Consider the following 14,461-nt stretch of genomic DNA (forward strand, 5'->3'; position numbering starts at 1 on the left):
CGTCTCCCATTTCCCCGTGAGGGGACTACATGTGCTTGATGATGGCCTGACCGAACTCGGAGCACTTCACCTCGTTCACGCCAGACTGCCCTTCCTGCTTCATCAGACGGGCGAAGTCGTAGGTCACCGTCTTGGCGGCGATGGCGCGGTCCATGCCCTGGATCATCAGGTCCGCGGCCTCGTGCCAGCCCAGGTGCCGGAACATCATCTCACCGGAGAGGATGACCGAGCCGGGATTCACCTTGTCCTGGTCCGCGTACTTGGGCGCCGTGCCGTGCGTCGCCTCGAAGACGGCGTGGCCGGTGACGTAGTTGATGTTGCCACCCGGGGCGATGCCGATGCCGCCCACCTGCGCCGCGAGCGCGTCCGACAGGTAGTCACCGTTGAGGTTCAGCGTGGCGATGACGTCGAACTCGTCCGGACGCGTGAGCACCTGCTGCAGGGTGATGTCCGCGATGGAGTCCTTGATGATGATCTTCCCGGCGGCGACGGCGGCCTTCTGCTCCGCGTTGGCCGCGTCCTCGCCCTTGGCGGCCTTCGTCACTTCCCACTGGTCCCAGGTGTAGACCTTGTCACCGAACTCCCGCGCGGCCAGCTCGTAGCCCCACTTGCGGAAGGCGCCTTCGGTGAACTTCATGATGTTGCCCTTGTGGACCAGCGTCACGCTCTTGCGCTTGTGGTCCACCGCGTACTGGATGGCCGCGCGGATGAGCCTGTCACTTCCCTCCTGGGACACCGGCTTCAGGCCGATGCCGACGTTGGAGGGGAAGCGGATCTTCCCGAACTCCTTCGGGAACGACTCCTTCAGCAGGGCCAGGAACTTGTCCGCCGCCGGGGTGCCGGCCTCGAACTCGATGCCCGTGTAGATGTCCTCCGTGTTCTCACGGAAGATGGTCATGTCCACCTTGTCCGGCGTCTTCACCGGGCTGGGCACGCCCTTGAAGTAGCGTACGGGACGCAGGCAGACATAGAGGTCCAGCATCTGGCGCAGCGCCACGTTGAGCGAGCGGATGCCGCCGCCCACCGGCGTCGTCAGCGGGCCCTTGATGCCGACCAGATAGGTGCGGAAGGCTTCAACCGTCTCTTCGGGAAGCCAGTTGTTGACCGCCTTGAAGGACTTCTCGCCGGCGAGCACTTCGTACCAGGCGATCTTCTTCTTGCCCTTGTAGGCCTTCTCCACCGCCGCATCGAAGACGGCCTGGGAGGCGCGCCAGATGTCGCGGCCGGTGCCGTCGCCCTCGATGTAGGGGATGATCGGGTGGTCCGGGACGGACAGCTTGCCGTTCTGGAGGGTGATCTTCTCGCCGGACGATGGGGGCGCCATGGACGTGCTCCTGGAAGGTGTGGCCGTGTAAGAATTGGCGCGGGATAGTCGAGAACCCGCCCCCCTCCCGTCAAGGAGTTTGGCCACCCCTCCAGGGTGCAGGACTTATCGGACCCAGCGGCGCGGCACGAGAAGACGCCCCCCTCTCGCGCGCCCACGAGCGCTCGATGTCCTCGCCGGCCCGACTACCAGCAGGCCAGGCCCGGCGCGGGCAGCTCCACCGTCACGGTGAGCCCCTGCTCCACGCCGCGCGCCACATCCAATGTCCCGCCCACGGACTCCACCAGCTCCCGCGCGCGAGCCAGCCGCCGGTGCGCCGGCCCCACCAGCATGGGCGACAGCAAAACGGCCCTCAGCTCCCGCTCGGACAGGTGCGCGTCCGGCGTCACCACCTGGAAGCGCGGCCCCTCGTCACCGAAGTCGTCCGGCGAATCCAGGCGGACATGAACCCCGGCTTCCCCGGCGTGGTCCGCCGCGTGCGCCATCAACAGCAACAACACCTGCCGTGTGCGGCGCCCCCCCGTCCGCGCCAGCACCGCTTCCTCCGGAAGTTCCAGTTTCACCGCGATGCCGTGGATTCTTCGCGTGACTTCCAGCAATTCCTTGGATTCACGCATGAGCGCCGCCACATCCACCTGGTGGAAATCCGGCCCCTCCACCGACTCCAGGGAGGCCACGCGCACGGGGCGTCCGCCCTCGTTCGTCGCTTCACCCGAAGTGCTTCCCACCCAATCCCGCGCCGCGCTCATCGCTCACCTCATCTGGTTGGCGTGCGGGAGGGAGTTTACTGGAGCAATCCGACTTGCTCCATTTCACTACGAGAAAGCACTCAGAGCGTGGTTGACTGGTGACATTACAGTTGCGCGACATCTTGGCGGTGGCGTTGTCGGGTGCTGGGCATACAGTTGGTGAAATTTGGAGAAATGACCTGTCACGGTTGACCCAGTGACCTAGATTCCCGCCTTGCCGAAAACAGCAAGGCTGCACAAATTCGATTTGACTGTTCCTGCTGACTCCGTATGATACGGACCCATAGCGAAATGCCGCCCACCGCAGCACCGCTGGAGCAGGGAGGAACTGTTGTGCTTGCAACTTCGCCATCCGCATCAGGCGTTCCTCACTACCGGAGAAGGGGGCTCCTGGACATGGAAGGGGGAAACCCGCTCTCCGACCGGCGGACGGTCGAGTTCGATAGCAGAGACGCTTTCATCAATGTGATTCCGCTGCCGCCAGCGGAAGCCGCGCTGGATGACTCGGGCTATTCGCTGCACGGTCGCGGCCCCAACGCCATCACCTGTTCGCTGGGTTCGCTGGAAGGGACCATTGGCGAGGTGACGCGGTTGAGCCCCACCGTCGTCTGGGTGATGCCGCGAGGCCCGGTGAACCAGGTCGAGTCGCCCACCCTGCCCGTCTTCCTCAAGGGACGCGGCGTCACGATTGGTCCGCTGGTGGGTGCGTTCATCCGCACCGACGCCGAGACGGCCAGCGCGCCCGTGGGCCTGCAGCTCGTCGGAGTCACCGTGGAGCAGGGCCGGCAGATTCTCGCCATGCTGGCGGAGGCCCTGCGCAACGGCGTGGCGGAGCCCGCGGCCTCGGCGCTCCCGATGCAGGACACCATCGAGCAGCCCGAGCGCATCCGCTCCATCCTCAGCGCCATCTGCGCGGCGGGGAACAAGGGCGTGCTGCGCCGCATGGGCCACTCTGTTCAAATGGTGCTGGAGCGCTTCAACTCGGCGACGGCCCAGCTCGAGTGGCGCACGGATGAGACGGTCACGGATTGGGGCGAGGCGCCCTACGACGTGGACGTCATCGGCTACAACAGCGCCTACCGGATGCAGTTGGAGGCGGGCGGCACGGATGGAGACCGCCTCTTCACGCCGCTGCCGACGCGCATCTTCCGCATCCGTCACCGCTGGCACCGCCGAGTCCCCGCCCCCACCGGCGCGCGCGTGCGCTTCCACCACCCGCTCTGGCGGGAGCTGGGCGAGCTGCAGCGCGACGCGGTGGACCTGTCCTTCTCCGGCCTGTGCGTCCGCTGCAAGCCCGAGGACTTGATGTTCCCCGGCCTGCTGCCGCCCCACATCGAGCTGGAGACCGGCGCGGGCCAGACTCTGACTTTGCGTGGCGAAATCCGTTACGTCACCAGCCCACGCGCGGACGGCCACGTGTTGTGCGGCCTGAGCGTGCAGCCCTACTCCGTGGATGAAGCGCGCTGGGTGCGCTTCGTGTCGCAGACGACATCCCCCGCGACTCGCACCAGCGAGGACATGGAGGACGGGCTGTGGGACTTGTTCACCCGCTCCGGCTTCTTCAGCCTGGCGGGCAAGTCCACCGAGGAGTTCGAGGAGCTGCGGCTGTCCTTCCGGACCATGGCGAAGCGCGGCGCGGAAGTCCCGCAGCTCTTCTGCCAGGCGGTGTGGCCGTCGGAGCGCGGGCCCGAGGCGACGCTGTCCTTCATGAAGCCCTACCGCCACGCGTGGATGGGGCACCAGGTCGCCAAGCGCCCCGGCAAGCCGCCTCCGAGCGTGACGGAGCCGGGGCAGATCATGCGCGACTTGTACGTGCGCACGTTCGAGCACCCGCAGAGCGACCCGGACTTCCGCTGGGTGGTGGCCTATGTGGAGGCCCTCAACCCGTGGATCGCCAAGGCGCACGTGCGCTACGCCGAGCGACAGATGGAGACGGGCCAGGGCCTGGCCTTCACGCGCAAGGTGCACATGCTGGACGTGCTCACGCACGAGCAGACCGGCCGCAGCCACGAGGGCATCCAGGTGGGGCTCGCCACGCCCCAGGAGCTGACGCTGCTGGCGGACACCATCGCTCGCACGCGCCCGGCCTGCTACGTGGAAGCGCTGGACTTCACGCGGGAGCGCATGGACATGCGCCCGGTGCAGGCGCGCTGGAAGGAATTCGGTCTCGAGCGTGAGCGCGAGATTCTCGTCGCCCGGCGGGGTGGAGTGCCCGTGGCCGCGACGGTGCTGGAGCTGGGTCAGCGGGGCACGAATCTGTACTGCCTGCTGGACATGGCCCGCCTGTTCTCGCTGACCGAAGAAGGACCGTCCACCTATGTCGCCTTGGTGGATGCCGCGCGTCGTTGGTATGCCGCGCGACGCCGCACCTCGTTCCACTTCCTGTGTGAGGACGAGGGGGGGGATTACGTGCAGGAGGCCGGCATCCACGGCGGACCTGATCCATTCATGTGGATCATCTCCTCCAAGCTGATTCCCGACTTCCTCGAGCACATCAGTGAGCTGACCATCGGGCGCCGTGGCGCCCACAACCCTCGCTAACACGCCCTAGAGGTTCAGACATGAGCAACAAGCAACTCGTGGAGCAGAAGTACGTTCCCCACGTGGTCGAAGTCCGCGAGCGCCTCAAGTCCTCTCCCGCGCTCCAGACGCTGTTGGATCCGAACGTGGACCCGGCGCTCGTGGAAGGCTTCCTCATCCAGCTCAACTCGCTGGGCGTGTACATGACGGAGCCGGTGGACGGCTGGATCCGCCGCGCTGGCGAGGCCACCGTGAAGATGGGCCTCAAGGACGTGGGCGAGAAGCTCATCACCCACGCGAAGCACGAGGAAGGCCACCACCTGATGATGATCGAGGACACCAAGAGCCTCGTCGCCCGGTGGAACGCCAGGCGCGCCCCCCAGCTGGACGCGAACGCCCTGCTGAACCAGGCGCCCACGCAGTCCATGGTGGACTACCGGAAGATCCACGAGGACACCATCGTCGGGCCCATGCCCGCCGCCCAGGTCGCGATTGAATATGAAATCGAGAACCTGTCGGTCGTCTTCGCGCCCGGACTGATGGCGCAGGCCAAGCGCGTGTGTGGCGAGGACATCATGGAGGCGATGTCCTTCGTGAAGGAGCACGCCGAAATCGACGTGGGCCACACCGCCCTCAACGAGGTGATGCTCGGCAAGCTGCTGACCCAGGTCCCCGAGAAGGCCGAGGTCATCGGCAAGACGGGCGCCCAGGCGCTCGACATCTACCTGCGCTTCATGGGCGACTGCGTCGAGCGCGCCCAGGGCATGCTCAAGCCCGCCGCGGCGGCCTGACCTCACCCGCTGGCGAAGAACACTTCGGGGCGCCTCGGGCCATCTCGGCCTGGGCGCCCCGTCGTCATTTCACGCAGTCCCCTGCCCTCGCATCACCCGGCGCGGCGGACCTCGGTGGAGCCGCCCGAAGGCCTGGGACGGATGAGTCCGCGCAGCGAGCGGCGGAGCCCGTCCAGGCTGGGGCCGTTCGACGTGCCGTACACGTAGCGGTCCGGACGCAGCACCACCACGTCCTTGTCGTGGTGCTTGAACCACGCGCTCAGCCGGCCCTCCGTGTCCACGAACGCGTCCGCGGGCGGCTCGCCGATGCGCTCCGCGGAGAGCACCGACCAGGCCCGCGCGCCCAGCTCGGCCGCCAGCGCGCGCGCCTCCCGCTGCGTGTCCTGCGAGGCCCCGGGCCGCGTCAGCACCACGAAGCCGTCGCCGATCACGTGGTCCATCAGCACCCGCTGGTTTTCGGAGGCCTCGACATGGGGCTGCGGGAAGTAGGTGCCCTCCGGCGCGGCCTTCGCCCGCTGCGTGCCGAGGATGAAGCCCTTCTCCAGCGCGAATGCGGGCTTCACCTTGAACTGGCGGATGAACTCCCCGGTGACGGGCAGGCGGTAGAGCAGTTGGATGAGCACGTTGCGCGCGCGCGCCAGCACCTGGCCGCCGGTCATCATCGCCCGGCCCATGGCGTCCGAGCTCTTGATGACCTCCGCGACGTGGCCCCGGCGCTCCTGCTCGTACGTGTCCAGGAGCGAGTCGTCCGCCGAGCCGTCGAGGACTCGCGCCAGCTTCCAGGTCAGGTTCGCCGCGTCGCGGAAGCCCGCGCACAGGCCCTGGCCCAGGAAGGGCGGCATCAGGTGCGCGGCGTCACCGAGCAGGAACGCGCGCCCCACCCTCCAGCGGTCCACGAGCCGGCTGTGGTACGAGTGGACGTTGACGGAGCGGATGGTCACCGTCGCCGGGTCGATGTAGTGCGCGATGAGCGAGCGCACGTGGTCCGGCTGCCGCACGGCCTCCAGGTCCGCGCCCGGGTCGACAATCAGGTCGAAGCGCATCTCGTCCCGCGCGGTGCGCGCGATGAAGCCCCGACGGTTCGGTCCGCACAGGTAGCTGGTGTAGTCGGGCTCCGGCGACGTGGTGCTCACCGTGATCGCCAGCGAGTGCTCCAGCGCGGTGGTGCCCTCCAGCTTGAGGTCCAGCTTGCGGCGGATGGAGCTGTGGGCGCCGTCGCAGGCCAGCAGGTAGCGCGCGCGCACCGTCACGGACTTGTCGGTGCCGCACTCGCGCACGCGCACGTTGAGCCCCTCGCCATCCTGCACGAAGGACTCGACCTCGCGGCCCTGCCACAGCTCCACGTGTTCGAAGCGCGCCATCCCCCGCCGCAGCCCCGCCTCCATGCGCGGCTGCTGGAAGAAGGCCCCCACGTAGTGGCCGTACGGTTGATCCAACCCCGCGAAGTCCACCTCCGCGAGCGAGCGCAGGCGGTCGTCGAGGTAGCGCAGCGTGTGGCACGGATGGAAGCCCGGCCCCAGCTCGCCCTCCAGTCCCGCGGACTGGAAGATGCGCTGGGCCTCGTCGTCCACGCTGATGGCGCGGGACTGCCCATGCGCGGACAGCTCCTTCTCCACCACCAGGGTCCTCACGCCTTGGAGCCCCAGCAGATTGGCTGCCATCGCTCCGACCGGTCCACATCCCACGATGATGACATCAACAGTTTCTGGAGCCACGTCCGCCCTCCGGGTGCCGTGCTTGTTGAACTGCCTTTGATTCATCCCCCAGGCCAGGCCTTGGAATAATCAAGCCAGTACCACCGCTCCGCCTCGCCCCGTGCCTCTTGATTCAAAGAACGCCTGGGGGTGGATTCCTTGCCTGTTTGAGTTTCACCCCTCGAACAGAATTTCCAATCACGCCTGGATGTTTTCTGTTGCAAGCGGGGAGGTGCTCCCTACCCGGCGGATTCCCCTCGTGGGCCGAGGTGGGTGCGCGTTCCTCGTGAGCTACAAGTTTTGCGTCTGCATGAAATCGCAGTGTCGAGTAGCGACGGAGACCCTGTCTGGAAAGCAGCACAGATGTCGTGGCAACGCGCGGCGTCGTGCTTTCGGGGATCGACGGATGCTTTGGTGGAGCTTCCCCCTCACGCGAAGTTCGCGAAGGAGCAGTCAGATGGAATGGCTCGAATTCTCCCGCTGGTCCCCCGAGGTGGAGCGCCAGCTCGCCCAGCAGGCGGCGCGACTGGGCGCGGCGGCGGCCCGTGGAGCCTCCCTCACCCGGCGGGTGCGCGTCAGCGCCACCGTGGCGGCGGCGTACCGGTTGAGCGCGATGCTGCGTGAGTACCCGCGCACCAATCCCTGGGGCCACCCCGTCTCGGAGTCCTGAGTCGGGGCAGACGCTCGCCGGAGGTCCCCCGGCTTCCGGCGTCCCGTCCCCACCAGGAGCCTTGGCCCCCTCGTCGAGGGTGAGCGCGTGAAAGGTCCCTTCAAGGGGCCGCACGAAAGCTCCCATCCGAGGGAAGGGCTCTGACGAAAGCGGTTCGTTTCACGATTGATTGACACATCAATCCACTCCCACCTCAGACTACCGGGTTCCCACGGCGACGCCCAGTGGCGCGCAAGGACTTCGCGCAAGGGGCCAGGCGCGGCGCAAGGGCTGCGCGGGCACGTCGGCGGACTGGCCGTGCTCCACGTGAACTGGTGAGGCTCGCGCGCTCGACTGCTCGAGCTCACTCCTCGGCGGCCTTGCGCAACGCGGGGCGCTCCAGCTTCCCCATCGCATTGCGTGGCAGGGCCTCCACCCAGAGGAACCGCACCGGCAGCTTGAAGCCCGCGAGCGACTGGCGGCACCAGGCCTCCAGCGCCTCCGCCTCTGGATGCGGCTGGCCCGCGCGCAACGCGAGGAAGGCCACGGGGACTTCGCCCCATCGGGAGTCAGGCACGCCGACGACGGCGGCCTCCTGCACCGAGGGATGATTGGCGAGCACCGCCTCCACCTCGGCCGGGTAGATGTTCTCCCCGCCCCGGACGATGAGGTCCGTGCGGCGCGACAGCACCGTGAGCCGGCCCCGTGCGTCCAACACACCAAGGTCCTTCGTGCGCAGCCAGCCGTCGCGCAAGACTTCGCTCGTGGCCTCGGGTCTTCGCCAATAGCCCGCCATCACCGTGGGGCCACGCACCTCGATGTCGCCCTCCTGCCCGGGGCCTCGCACGTCGCCGTTCTCTCCAACGACGCGAACCTCCAGCCCAGGGAGCGGTGGCCCGGCGGTCCGCCCATCCGCGTCAGAAGGTCGCTCCGTCGTCACCTGTGAGCATGCCTCGGTCAGCCCATACGTCTGGAGCGCGAGCAGTCCCACGGCGCGCGCCCGCTCCAACAAGGGCACGGGCACAGGCCCTCCACCAATCAACGCCAGCTTGAAGGACTCCGGCACGCGACGCCCGGCTCGAACGTCCAGCACCCGCTCCAGCGTGGTGGCGACGAGGCTCGCGTGCGACACGGCCTCCTCGTCCATGGCGCGACAGGTGGCTTCCGCATCGAAGCGCTCGTGCAGAACGAGGCAACCGCCCTCGTATGCGGTGCGCGTGAGCATCGCGAGCCCACCGACGTGGAACAGCGGCAACGTCCCAAGCCAACGCGGCGCACGGTGTTCTCCCAGGTTCTCCGCGGAGCCACGTGAGGACGCCCGGAAGTTCCCCTCCGTCAGCACCGCCCCCTTGGGCCTTCCCGTCGTCCCGCTGGTGAAGAGGACGACACGCGGCGCGCCCTCCTCCAGCGCCACGCACGTGTCGGACGAAGGCGCTCCCGCGAAGGTCTCCAGCGCCTCAGCGCCGACCAGCCGCTCACGCAGGGTTCCCAGGACAAGCGTCAGACTCGGATCGACGTCTTGGGCCAGGGGCTCCAGCTCCGCGCGGGTGAGTCGCGCATTGAGCGGCGCCAGCAAGGCTCCGAGACGACCCAACGCCCAGAAGAGGAACACGCAGGCCGCGTGATTCGTCGCCAGCACACAGACGCGATGGCCCGCGCCAATCCCGCGAGCCTCCAGCGCGGCCACCCACCGACGCACCTCCGCATCCAGTGCGCCGTAACGCCACGAGCGCCCCGCGAAGGTGAGCGCCTCCACGTCCGGATGACGCGAGGCTCCTTCGCGAACGGGACACCCGTACTTCGTCACACCAACGCCCCGGCATCCAGGCCCAGCCCAGGCGACTCCGGAAGACGGATACGTCCGTGGACGGGCTGGTACTCATTCCAGTCGGGCTCCTTCGCGAAGAGCCGCCCCACCGCGAGCCCCGAGGCCAGCACGCCCGAGGGCAGCGCGGCTGCCAGGTGCGCGGCGCCCGCTCGGGCCACCACGCCATCCAGCGAGCTCGTCACATACGCCTGCATCCCCAGCCGCGCGGCCCGCATCGCCACCACGAGCCCGGGGAGCAGTCCGCCCAACACCATCGGCTTGAGCACCACCGCGCCCACCGCAGGTCCGCCGCCCAACAGCGGGTCCACCGACAGCAGCGCGCGCAGCGTCTCCGGAGAGCCGAGCGACTCGTCCGCCGCCACCATGCACGGCGCCCTTCGCTGCACGCGCCACAGGGCCGACAGGTCCTCCGGCGGCGTCGGCTGCTCCACCAGCTCCAGGCCGTACCAGCCCAGCTTGTCGAGCGCTCGCTTCGCCTCGGGCTCGGACCAGCCACCATTCGCGTCCAGCCGCAGCTTCACGTCCGGCCCCACGGCCTCGCGCACCGCCTTCACGCGCTGCTCGTCCGCCTCCAGCGAGCGCGTCGCCACCTTCAACTTCAGCGTCCCGTAGCCCTCGGCCACCGCGCGCCTGGCTTCCTCCGCGAGCGCCTCCGGGGACTCCTCACCCAGCAGCGCGTTCACCAGCACCTCGGGACGCGACTCCTCGGCCAGCAGCCAGCACAGCGGAACGCCCTGGCGCTTCGCGAGCAGGTCCAACAGGGCCAGCTCCAGCGCATGCTCCGCCGCGGGCACGGGACACGGCGGCGCGGGATGACGGGCCCGGACGCGGACGCCCTCGCCACGCGCCACCGTCGGAGGAAAGGGAGACAGCGTGTCCTCGACGGCGCGCACCGTGTCGCCCAACATCTGGCCCTTCAGCGACGACAGCCACGCGCCCAACACCTCACCGCACACCGCCAGCGGCTCCGTGCCGAACTCCGGCAGCGGCATCGCCTCTCCGAGCCCTACCCGCCCGTCCTCGTCCTCCAACCGCACGAGGAAACCCTCGCGCGCGGAGTAGGAGCCTCGGGCTGTCTTCAAGGGCTGGAGCAGCTCCAACTTCAGCGGGGTCAGCGTCGCCTGGACAATGCGCATGAGCTCACATCATCGCAGGTACAGGCCCACGCCGAACAGCAAACCGAAGAAGAGTTGGAAGCGCGCCGTCCCGCCCAGCGCCGGGTTCAGCGCGGCCCCCTGCTCTCGCAGCACCCGCTTCAGCGGCGGCACGACGAGGGGCGCACTCAAGAATGAGAGAAAGACCCAGGGTCCCGCGAGTCCCAGCGCGAACATCGCCACCGGCGTGGCGAACGAAGCCACGAGCAGCAGCACGTACTCGGCCTTGCCCGCCGTCGTCCCCCAGCGCACCGCCAGTGTGCGCTTGCCCGCCTTCACGTCCGTGGTGACGTCCCGCAGGTTGTTGACGACGATGAGCATGGTGCCGCTCGCGCCCACGGGGATGGCCGCCCACCACGCCGCCGCATGCACCGTGCCGGCCTGCACGTAGAAGGTCCCCGTCACCGCGACGAGCCCGAAGAAGATGAAGACGAAGAGGTCGCCCAGGCCGTTGTAACCCAGGGGGAACGGCCCGCCCGTGTACGCGTAGCCACAGAGGAGAGACGCGAGGCCAATCGCGACGATGGGCCAGCCGCCCACCGCCACGAGGTACGCCCCCACCGCCGTCGCCAGGGCGAAGCAGATCGCCGCGCCCAGCAGCACCGTGCCCGGAGCAATCAACCCGCTCTGCGTGACTCGCACCGGCCCGAGCCGCTCGTGCGTGTCCGCGCCCTTCTTGAAGTCGTAGTAGTCGTTGATGAAGTTGGTGCCGATCTGGATGAGCACCGCGCCCAAGAGCGCCGCCAGCGCCGGGACGATGCGCCCCACGCCCAGACCGAACGCGAGCGTCGTCCCCACCAGCACCGGCACCAGCGCCGCCGTCAGCGTCTTGGGGCGGACCGCCATCAACCACGTCTTCACCGTGGGCCGAGGCTTCACCATGGCCACCGGGGCTCCCGGCACGGACGTACTCACGGGTTCACCCTCCCAGGGCTCGCCGTCGGAGTGGCGGCCTCGAACTGGGGCGCCTCGTACCAGGGCGTCTGGAGGAACCCCAGCACCTCTCGGGAGTAGTCCTCGGGCGCCTCCAGGTGTGGCGCGTGGCCGCAATCCGAGAAGGCATGGCGCCACACCACCGGAAGCTCCGTCGCCATCTTGCGCGCCGTCTGCGTGAACTTCTCGTCCCGCGCGCCCGTGAGCAGCAACGTGGGCAGCCGCTGGTGATGCAGCTCCGACCAGTAATCCGGTTGCACTCCGAGCCCCAGGCACTCCAGCGCCCCGGCGAGCCCCTCCACGGTGCAAGCGCGACGGTGCGCGCGCAGCGTGTCCCGGCGATCCTCGGGCATGGCTCGCAGCCCGTCGAACATGGGCAGCGCCTCCCAGCGCTCCACGAAGGCGTCCACGCCTCGCGCACGGATGAAGGCCGCGAGCCGCGCGTCCGCCTCACGTCGCGCGGACCGCTCCTGTCGTCGATGCAGGCCCGGTGAACCGCTCTCCATGATGAGCCGACCGAACCGGTCCGGTGCGCGCACGGCCGCGGCCAGCGCCACCCGCGCGCCCTGCGAATAACCGAGCAGGTCCACCGTGCCCGCGCCCAGCGAGTCGACCAGGGCGACCAGCGCGTCCACCGTCTCCAGGAAGCCGTCGCGGCCCTGTCGCGTGGGCAATGGCGTGGCGCCATGGCCCGGCAGGTCCACAGCGATGGCTCGCACTGAGCGGCCCAGTAGAGGACGCAGTCCGTTGAACGAGGCCCGGTTGCCGGTGAAGCCGTGCAGCAGCACGAGGGGCCGGGAGCCTTCTCCCCATGTCTCGCAGGCCAGTGTCACGCCCATGGTCCGTCTCCCAGTGCGGCGGCCATCCTCGCGAAGAGCTGCCGATGGTCATCCACGTTCGCGGCCCGGTCCACGCGAACCTCCACGAGGTGCAGGCCGCCTTCGAGTCCTTCACGTACCGCCGACCGCAGCGCGGTGGGAGTCGTCGGCCGGTGCAGCCGCGCCCCGCCGAGCGCCGCCGCATGCGACAGGTCCACCCCGTGCGGGGTGCCGAACAACGTCTCGAACTCGTCTGGCTTCGCCGCCTGCGCGATGGGCAGGAACGAGAAGATGCCACCGCCGTCGTTGTTCACGGCGACCACCGTCAGCGGAACGCGCGAACGCGACGCCGTGACGAAGGCGCCCACGTCGTGAAGCAGCGCCAGGTCGCCGGTGAGCAGCACGGCGGGACGCGAGGCCGCGGCGGCCATGCCCAGCGCGCTGGAGATGATGCCGTCGATGCCATTCGCCCCACGGTTGGCCAGCACCCTGAGAGGCACCGGACCCGCCGGCGCGAACGCGTCCACGTCGCGGATGGGCATGCTGCTGGAGACGAACAGCGGAGCACCCGCCGGAAGCGCGGCCACCACCTCGCGGGCGATGCGCGGCTCACTGAGCAGTTCGGGTCGCTCGGCGAACGCGGCCTCGAGCGCGCCTCGCGCCAGTCGCTCCGCCGCGAGGAAGCCCTGCGCCCACCGTCCCGGGCCTCGGGTCTGTCCCTTCGCCAGCGCCGCGCAGGCCGACACCGCCGAGCCCTCCACCACCGTCGACGCGCGATGCGTGGGGTCGAACAACGCGCCCCCATCACTGAAGAGGACGACGTCCGAGCCCGACGCCTCCAGCCACTGCTGCGGCGACTTGGGCGTCAGCCCGCCACCGAAGCGCAGCACCAGCTCCGGCCGGTGCGTCTTGGCGAAGGGCGCATGGCGCAACAGCGCGTCGTAGTACGAGAGCGTGAGCGGCCCACCGCCATAGCGCGCCTGCGACGTCGCCTCGGCGAGCACCGGGTAGCCCGTCGCCTGGGACAGCGCGGAGATGGCGTCGGCGAACCCGTCCGCCTCGTCGCGCGGTCCACAGACGATGACACCCCGCTCCGTCGCTGCGATGCGCTGACGGACGGACTCCAGCACCGCCGCGTCCGGCACTTGCATCGGCGGCACGATTCGCGTGAGCGGCGCACCCGCGCGGCCCGCCTTCGACAGCTTGGACAGGTGCTCCTCGCCGAAGGCCTCGGTCACCGGCGCGAGCGGCTCGCGGAAGGGCACGTTGAGCTGCACGGCACCACGCGGCATGCGCAGCGCGGTGGCCACGGCCCGCGCGGCGGTGGCGCGCAGGTGGATCAACGCGACGTCACTGGCCTCGGGGACGCCCACGTCCGTGAAGCTGCGCGCGTGCGCGCCATAGAAGTGCGCCTGGGGCACCGTCTGCGCCGCACCCCAGCCCTGCAGCTCCAGTGGCCGGTCCGCCGTCAGTACCACCAGCGGCACCTGCGACAGCGAGGCCTCGATGACCGCGGGATAGAAGTGCGCGCCCGCCGTGCCGCTCGTCGCCACGAGAATCACCGGCGCGCGGGACTGCTTCGCGAGCCCCAGCCCGAAGAAGGCCGCGCCGCGCTCGTCGATGATGGACCAGGTGCGCAGGCCCTCCGCGCGAGCACACGCCAGCGCCAGCGGCGAGGAGCGCGAGCCCGGGCACACCACGGCGTGCCGCGCGCCACCGCGAACCAGCTCCTCCACGAGCGCGCGAGCCCACAGCAGGTTGAGATTACTGTCGCCCGACATCCCCGCCTCCCAACGCACGCAACACGGCCAGACTCTTCATCTCCGTCTCCCGCCACTCCGCCTCCGCGATGGAGCCGGCCACGATTCCGCAACCCACGAACAGCCGGGCCCTCGAGCCCCGTACGCGCGCCGAGCGCAACCCCACCATCAGGTGCGCACGCCCCGGCCCCATCCAACCGACCGGCCCCGCATACCAGCCCCTGTCCAGCCCCTCATGCTC

At 69.2% G+C, this 14,461-nt stretch carries 12 protein-coding genes; 3 read left to right on the top strand and 9 right to left on the bottom strand.

The genetic code is table 11. The features are described 5' to 3' along the window. Window positions 1-25: 25 nt before the first annotated feature. The gene (gene icd, locus HUW62_RS28035; protein ID WP_163866990.1) at window positions 26-1,324 is read right to left on the bottom strand and encodes an NADP-dependent isocitrate dehydrogenase; all 1,299 of its coding nucleotides are present in this window, start codon (window positions 1,322-1,324) and stop codon (window positions 26-28) included. Window positions 1,325-1,509: 185 nt separating this feature from the next. Beyond that, window positions 1,510-2,073, bottom strand: a complete 564-nt coding sequence (locus HUW62_RS28040; protein ID WP_176436132.1) for a HAMP domain-containing histidine kinase — start codon at window positions 2,071-2,073, stop codon at window positions 1,510-1,512. A gap of 396 nt (window positions 2,074-2,469) precedes the next feature. On the opposite strand from HUW62_RS28040, the gene HUW62_RS28045 reads away from it, so the two are divergent. Both HUW62_RS28045 and HUW62_RS28050 read left to right on the top strand, forming a co-directional pair. Then, window positions 2,470-4,614, top strand: coding sequence for a hypothetical protein (locus tag HUW62_RS28045; RefSeq protein ID WP_176436133.1), 2,145 nt, complete (start codon window positions 2,470-2,472; stop codon window positions 4,612-4,614). 20 nt (window positions 4,615-4,634) lie between these two features. Then, window positions 4,635-5,384: a hypothetical protein gene (locus tag HUW62_RS28050; RefSeq protein WP_163866987.1), complete on the top strand. Its 750-nt coding sequence runs from the start codon at window positions 4,635-4,637 to the stop codon at window positions 5,382-5,384. Between the two features lie 92 nt (window positions 5,385-5,476). Here the strand turns inward: HUW62_RS28050 and HUW62_RS28055 are convergent, their stop codons facing one another. Continuing rightward, on the bottom strand, window positions 5,477-7,144 hold the full coding sequence (locus HUW62_RS28055) for a bifunctional 3-(3-hydroxy-phenyl)propionate/3-hydroxycinnamic acid hydroxylase (RefSeq protein ID WP_217911588.1): 1,668 nt from the start codon (window positions 7,142-7,144) through the stop codon (window positions 5,477-5,479). 391 nt (window positions 7,145-7,535) lie between these two features. Between HUW62_RS28055 and HUW62_RS28060 the strand changes: the two genes are divergently transcribed. Next, entirely contained in the window at window positions 7,536-7,748 is a 213-nt protein-coding gene (locus HUW62_RS28060) for a hypothetical protein (RefSeq protein ID WP_141645890.1), read from the top strand. Window positions 7,749-8,091: 343 nt separating this feature from the next. Here the strand turns inward: HUW62_RS28060 and menE are convergent, their stop codons facing one another. From menE to HUW62_RS28090, 6 genes are all read right to left on the bottom strand, one after another. Then, window positions 8,092-9,534, bottom strand: a complete 1,443-nt coding sequence (gene menE / locus HUW62_RS28065) for an o-succinylbenzoate--CoA ligase (RefSeq protein ID WP_176436134.1) — start codon at window positions 9,532-9,534, stop codon at window positions 8,092-8,094. Next, window positions 9,531-10,691 carry a mandelate racemase/muconate lactonizing enzyme family protein gene (locus HUW62_RS28070; RefSeq protein WP_163866984.1) on the bottom strand — a complete coding sequence of 387 codons (1,161 nt, stop codon included), beginning with the start codon at window positions 10,689-10,691 and terminating at the stop codon, window positions 9,531-9,533. Before HUW62_RS28070 ends, menE begins: the two co-directional genes overlap by 4 nt. A 9-nt stretch (window positions 10,692-10,700) precedes the next feature. After that, window positions 10,701-11,624, bottom strand: a complete 924-nt coding sequence (locus HUW62_RS28075) for a 1,4-dihydroxy-2-naphthoate polyprenyltransferase (RefSeq protein ID WP_176436135.1) — start codon at window positions 11,622-11,624, stop codon at window positions 10,701-10,703. Then, the gene (gene menH / locus HUW62_RS28080) at window positions 11,621-12,481 is read right to left on the bottom strand and encodes a 2-succinyl-6-hydroxy-2,4-cyclohexadiene-1-carboxylate synthase (RefSeq protein WP_163866982.1); all 861 of its coding nucleotides are present in this window, start codon (window positions 12,479-12,481) and stop codon (window positions 11,621-11,623) included. Before menH ends, HUW62_RS28075 begins: the two co-directional genes overlap by 4 nt. Then, window positions 12,472-14,241: a 2-succinyl-5-enolpyruvyl-6-hydroxy-3-cyclohexene-1-carboxylic-acid synthase gene (gene menD, locus HUW62_RS28085; protein WP_163866981.1), complete on the bottom strand. Its 1,770-nt coding sequence runs from the start codon at window positions 14,239-14,241 to the stop codon at window positions 12,472-12,474. The genes menH and menD overlap by 10 nt, the downstream gene beginning before the upstream one ends. Further along, window positions 14,225-14,461, bottom strand: a 237-nt coding sequence (locus HUW62_RS28090; RefSeq protein ID WP_176436136.1) for a chorismate-binding protein, incomplete at its 5' end; no start/stop codon positions are given. The genes HUW62_RS28090 and menD, both read right to left, overlap by 17 nt.

It is taken from the genome of Myxococcus sp. AM011 (genome assembly GCF_013372595.1).
Classification (GTDB): Bacteria; Myxococcota; Myxococcia; order Myxococcales; family Myxococcaceae; genus Myxococcus; species Myxococcus eversor.

What these genes read in the sequence shown, in the direction of transcription:
- icd (WP_163866990.1), bottom strand. Translation starts at nt 1,324, where the DNA reads ATGGCGCCCCCATCGTCCGGCGAGAAGATCACCCTCCAGAACGGCAAG.
- HUW62_RS28040 (WP_176436132.1), bottom strand. Translation starts at nt 2,073, where the DNA reads ATGAGCGCGGCGCGGGATTGGGTGGGAAGCACTTCGGGTGAAGCGACG.
- HUW62_RS28045 (WP_176436133.1), top strand. Translation starts at nt 2,470, where the DNA reads ATGGAAGGGGGAAACCCGCTCTCCGACCGGCGGACGGTCGAGTTCGAT.
- HUW62_RS28050 (WP_163866987.1), top strand. Translation starts at nt 4,635, where the DNA reads ATGAGCAACAAGCAACTCGTGGAGCAGAAGTACGTTCCCCACGTGGTC.
- HUW62_RS28055 (WP_217911588.1), bottom strand. Translation starts at nt 7,144, where the DNA reads ATGAATCAAAGGCAGTTCAACAAGCACGGCACCCGGAGGGCGGACGTG.
- HUW62_RS28060 (WP_141645890.1), top strand. Translation starts at nt 7,536, where the DNA reads ATGGAATGGCTCGAATTCTCCCGCTGGTCCCCCGAGGTGGAGCGCCAG.
- HUW62_RS28070 (WP_163866984.1), bottom strand. Translation starts at nt 10,691, where the DNA reads ATGCGCATTGTCCAGGCGACGCTGACCCCGCTGAAGTTGGAGCTGCTC.
- menH (WP_163866982.1), bottom strand. Translation starts at nt 12,481, where the DNA reads ATGGGCGTGACACTGGCCTGCGAGACATGGGGAGAAGGCTCCCGGCCC.
- menD (WP_163866981.1), bottom strand. Translation starts at nt 14,241, where the DNA reads ATGTCGGGCGACAGTAATCTCAACCTGCTGTGGGCTCGCGCGCTCGTG.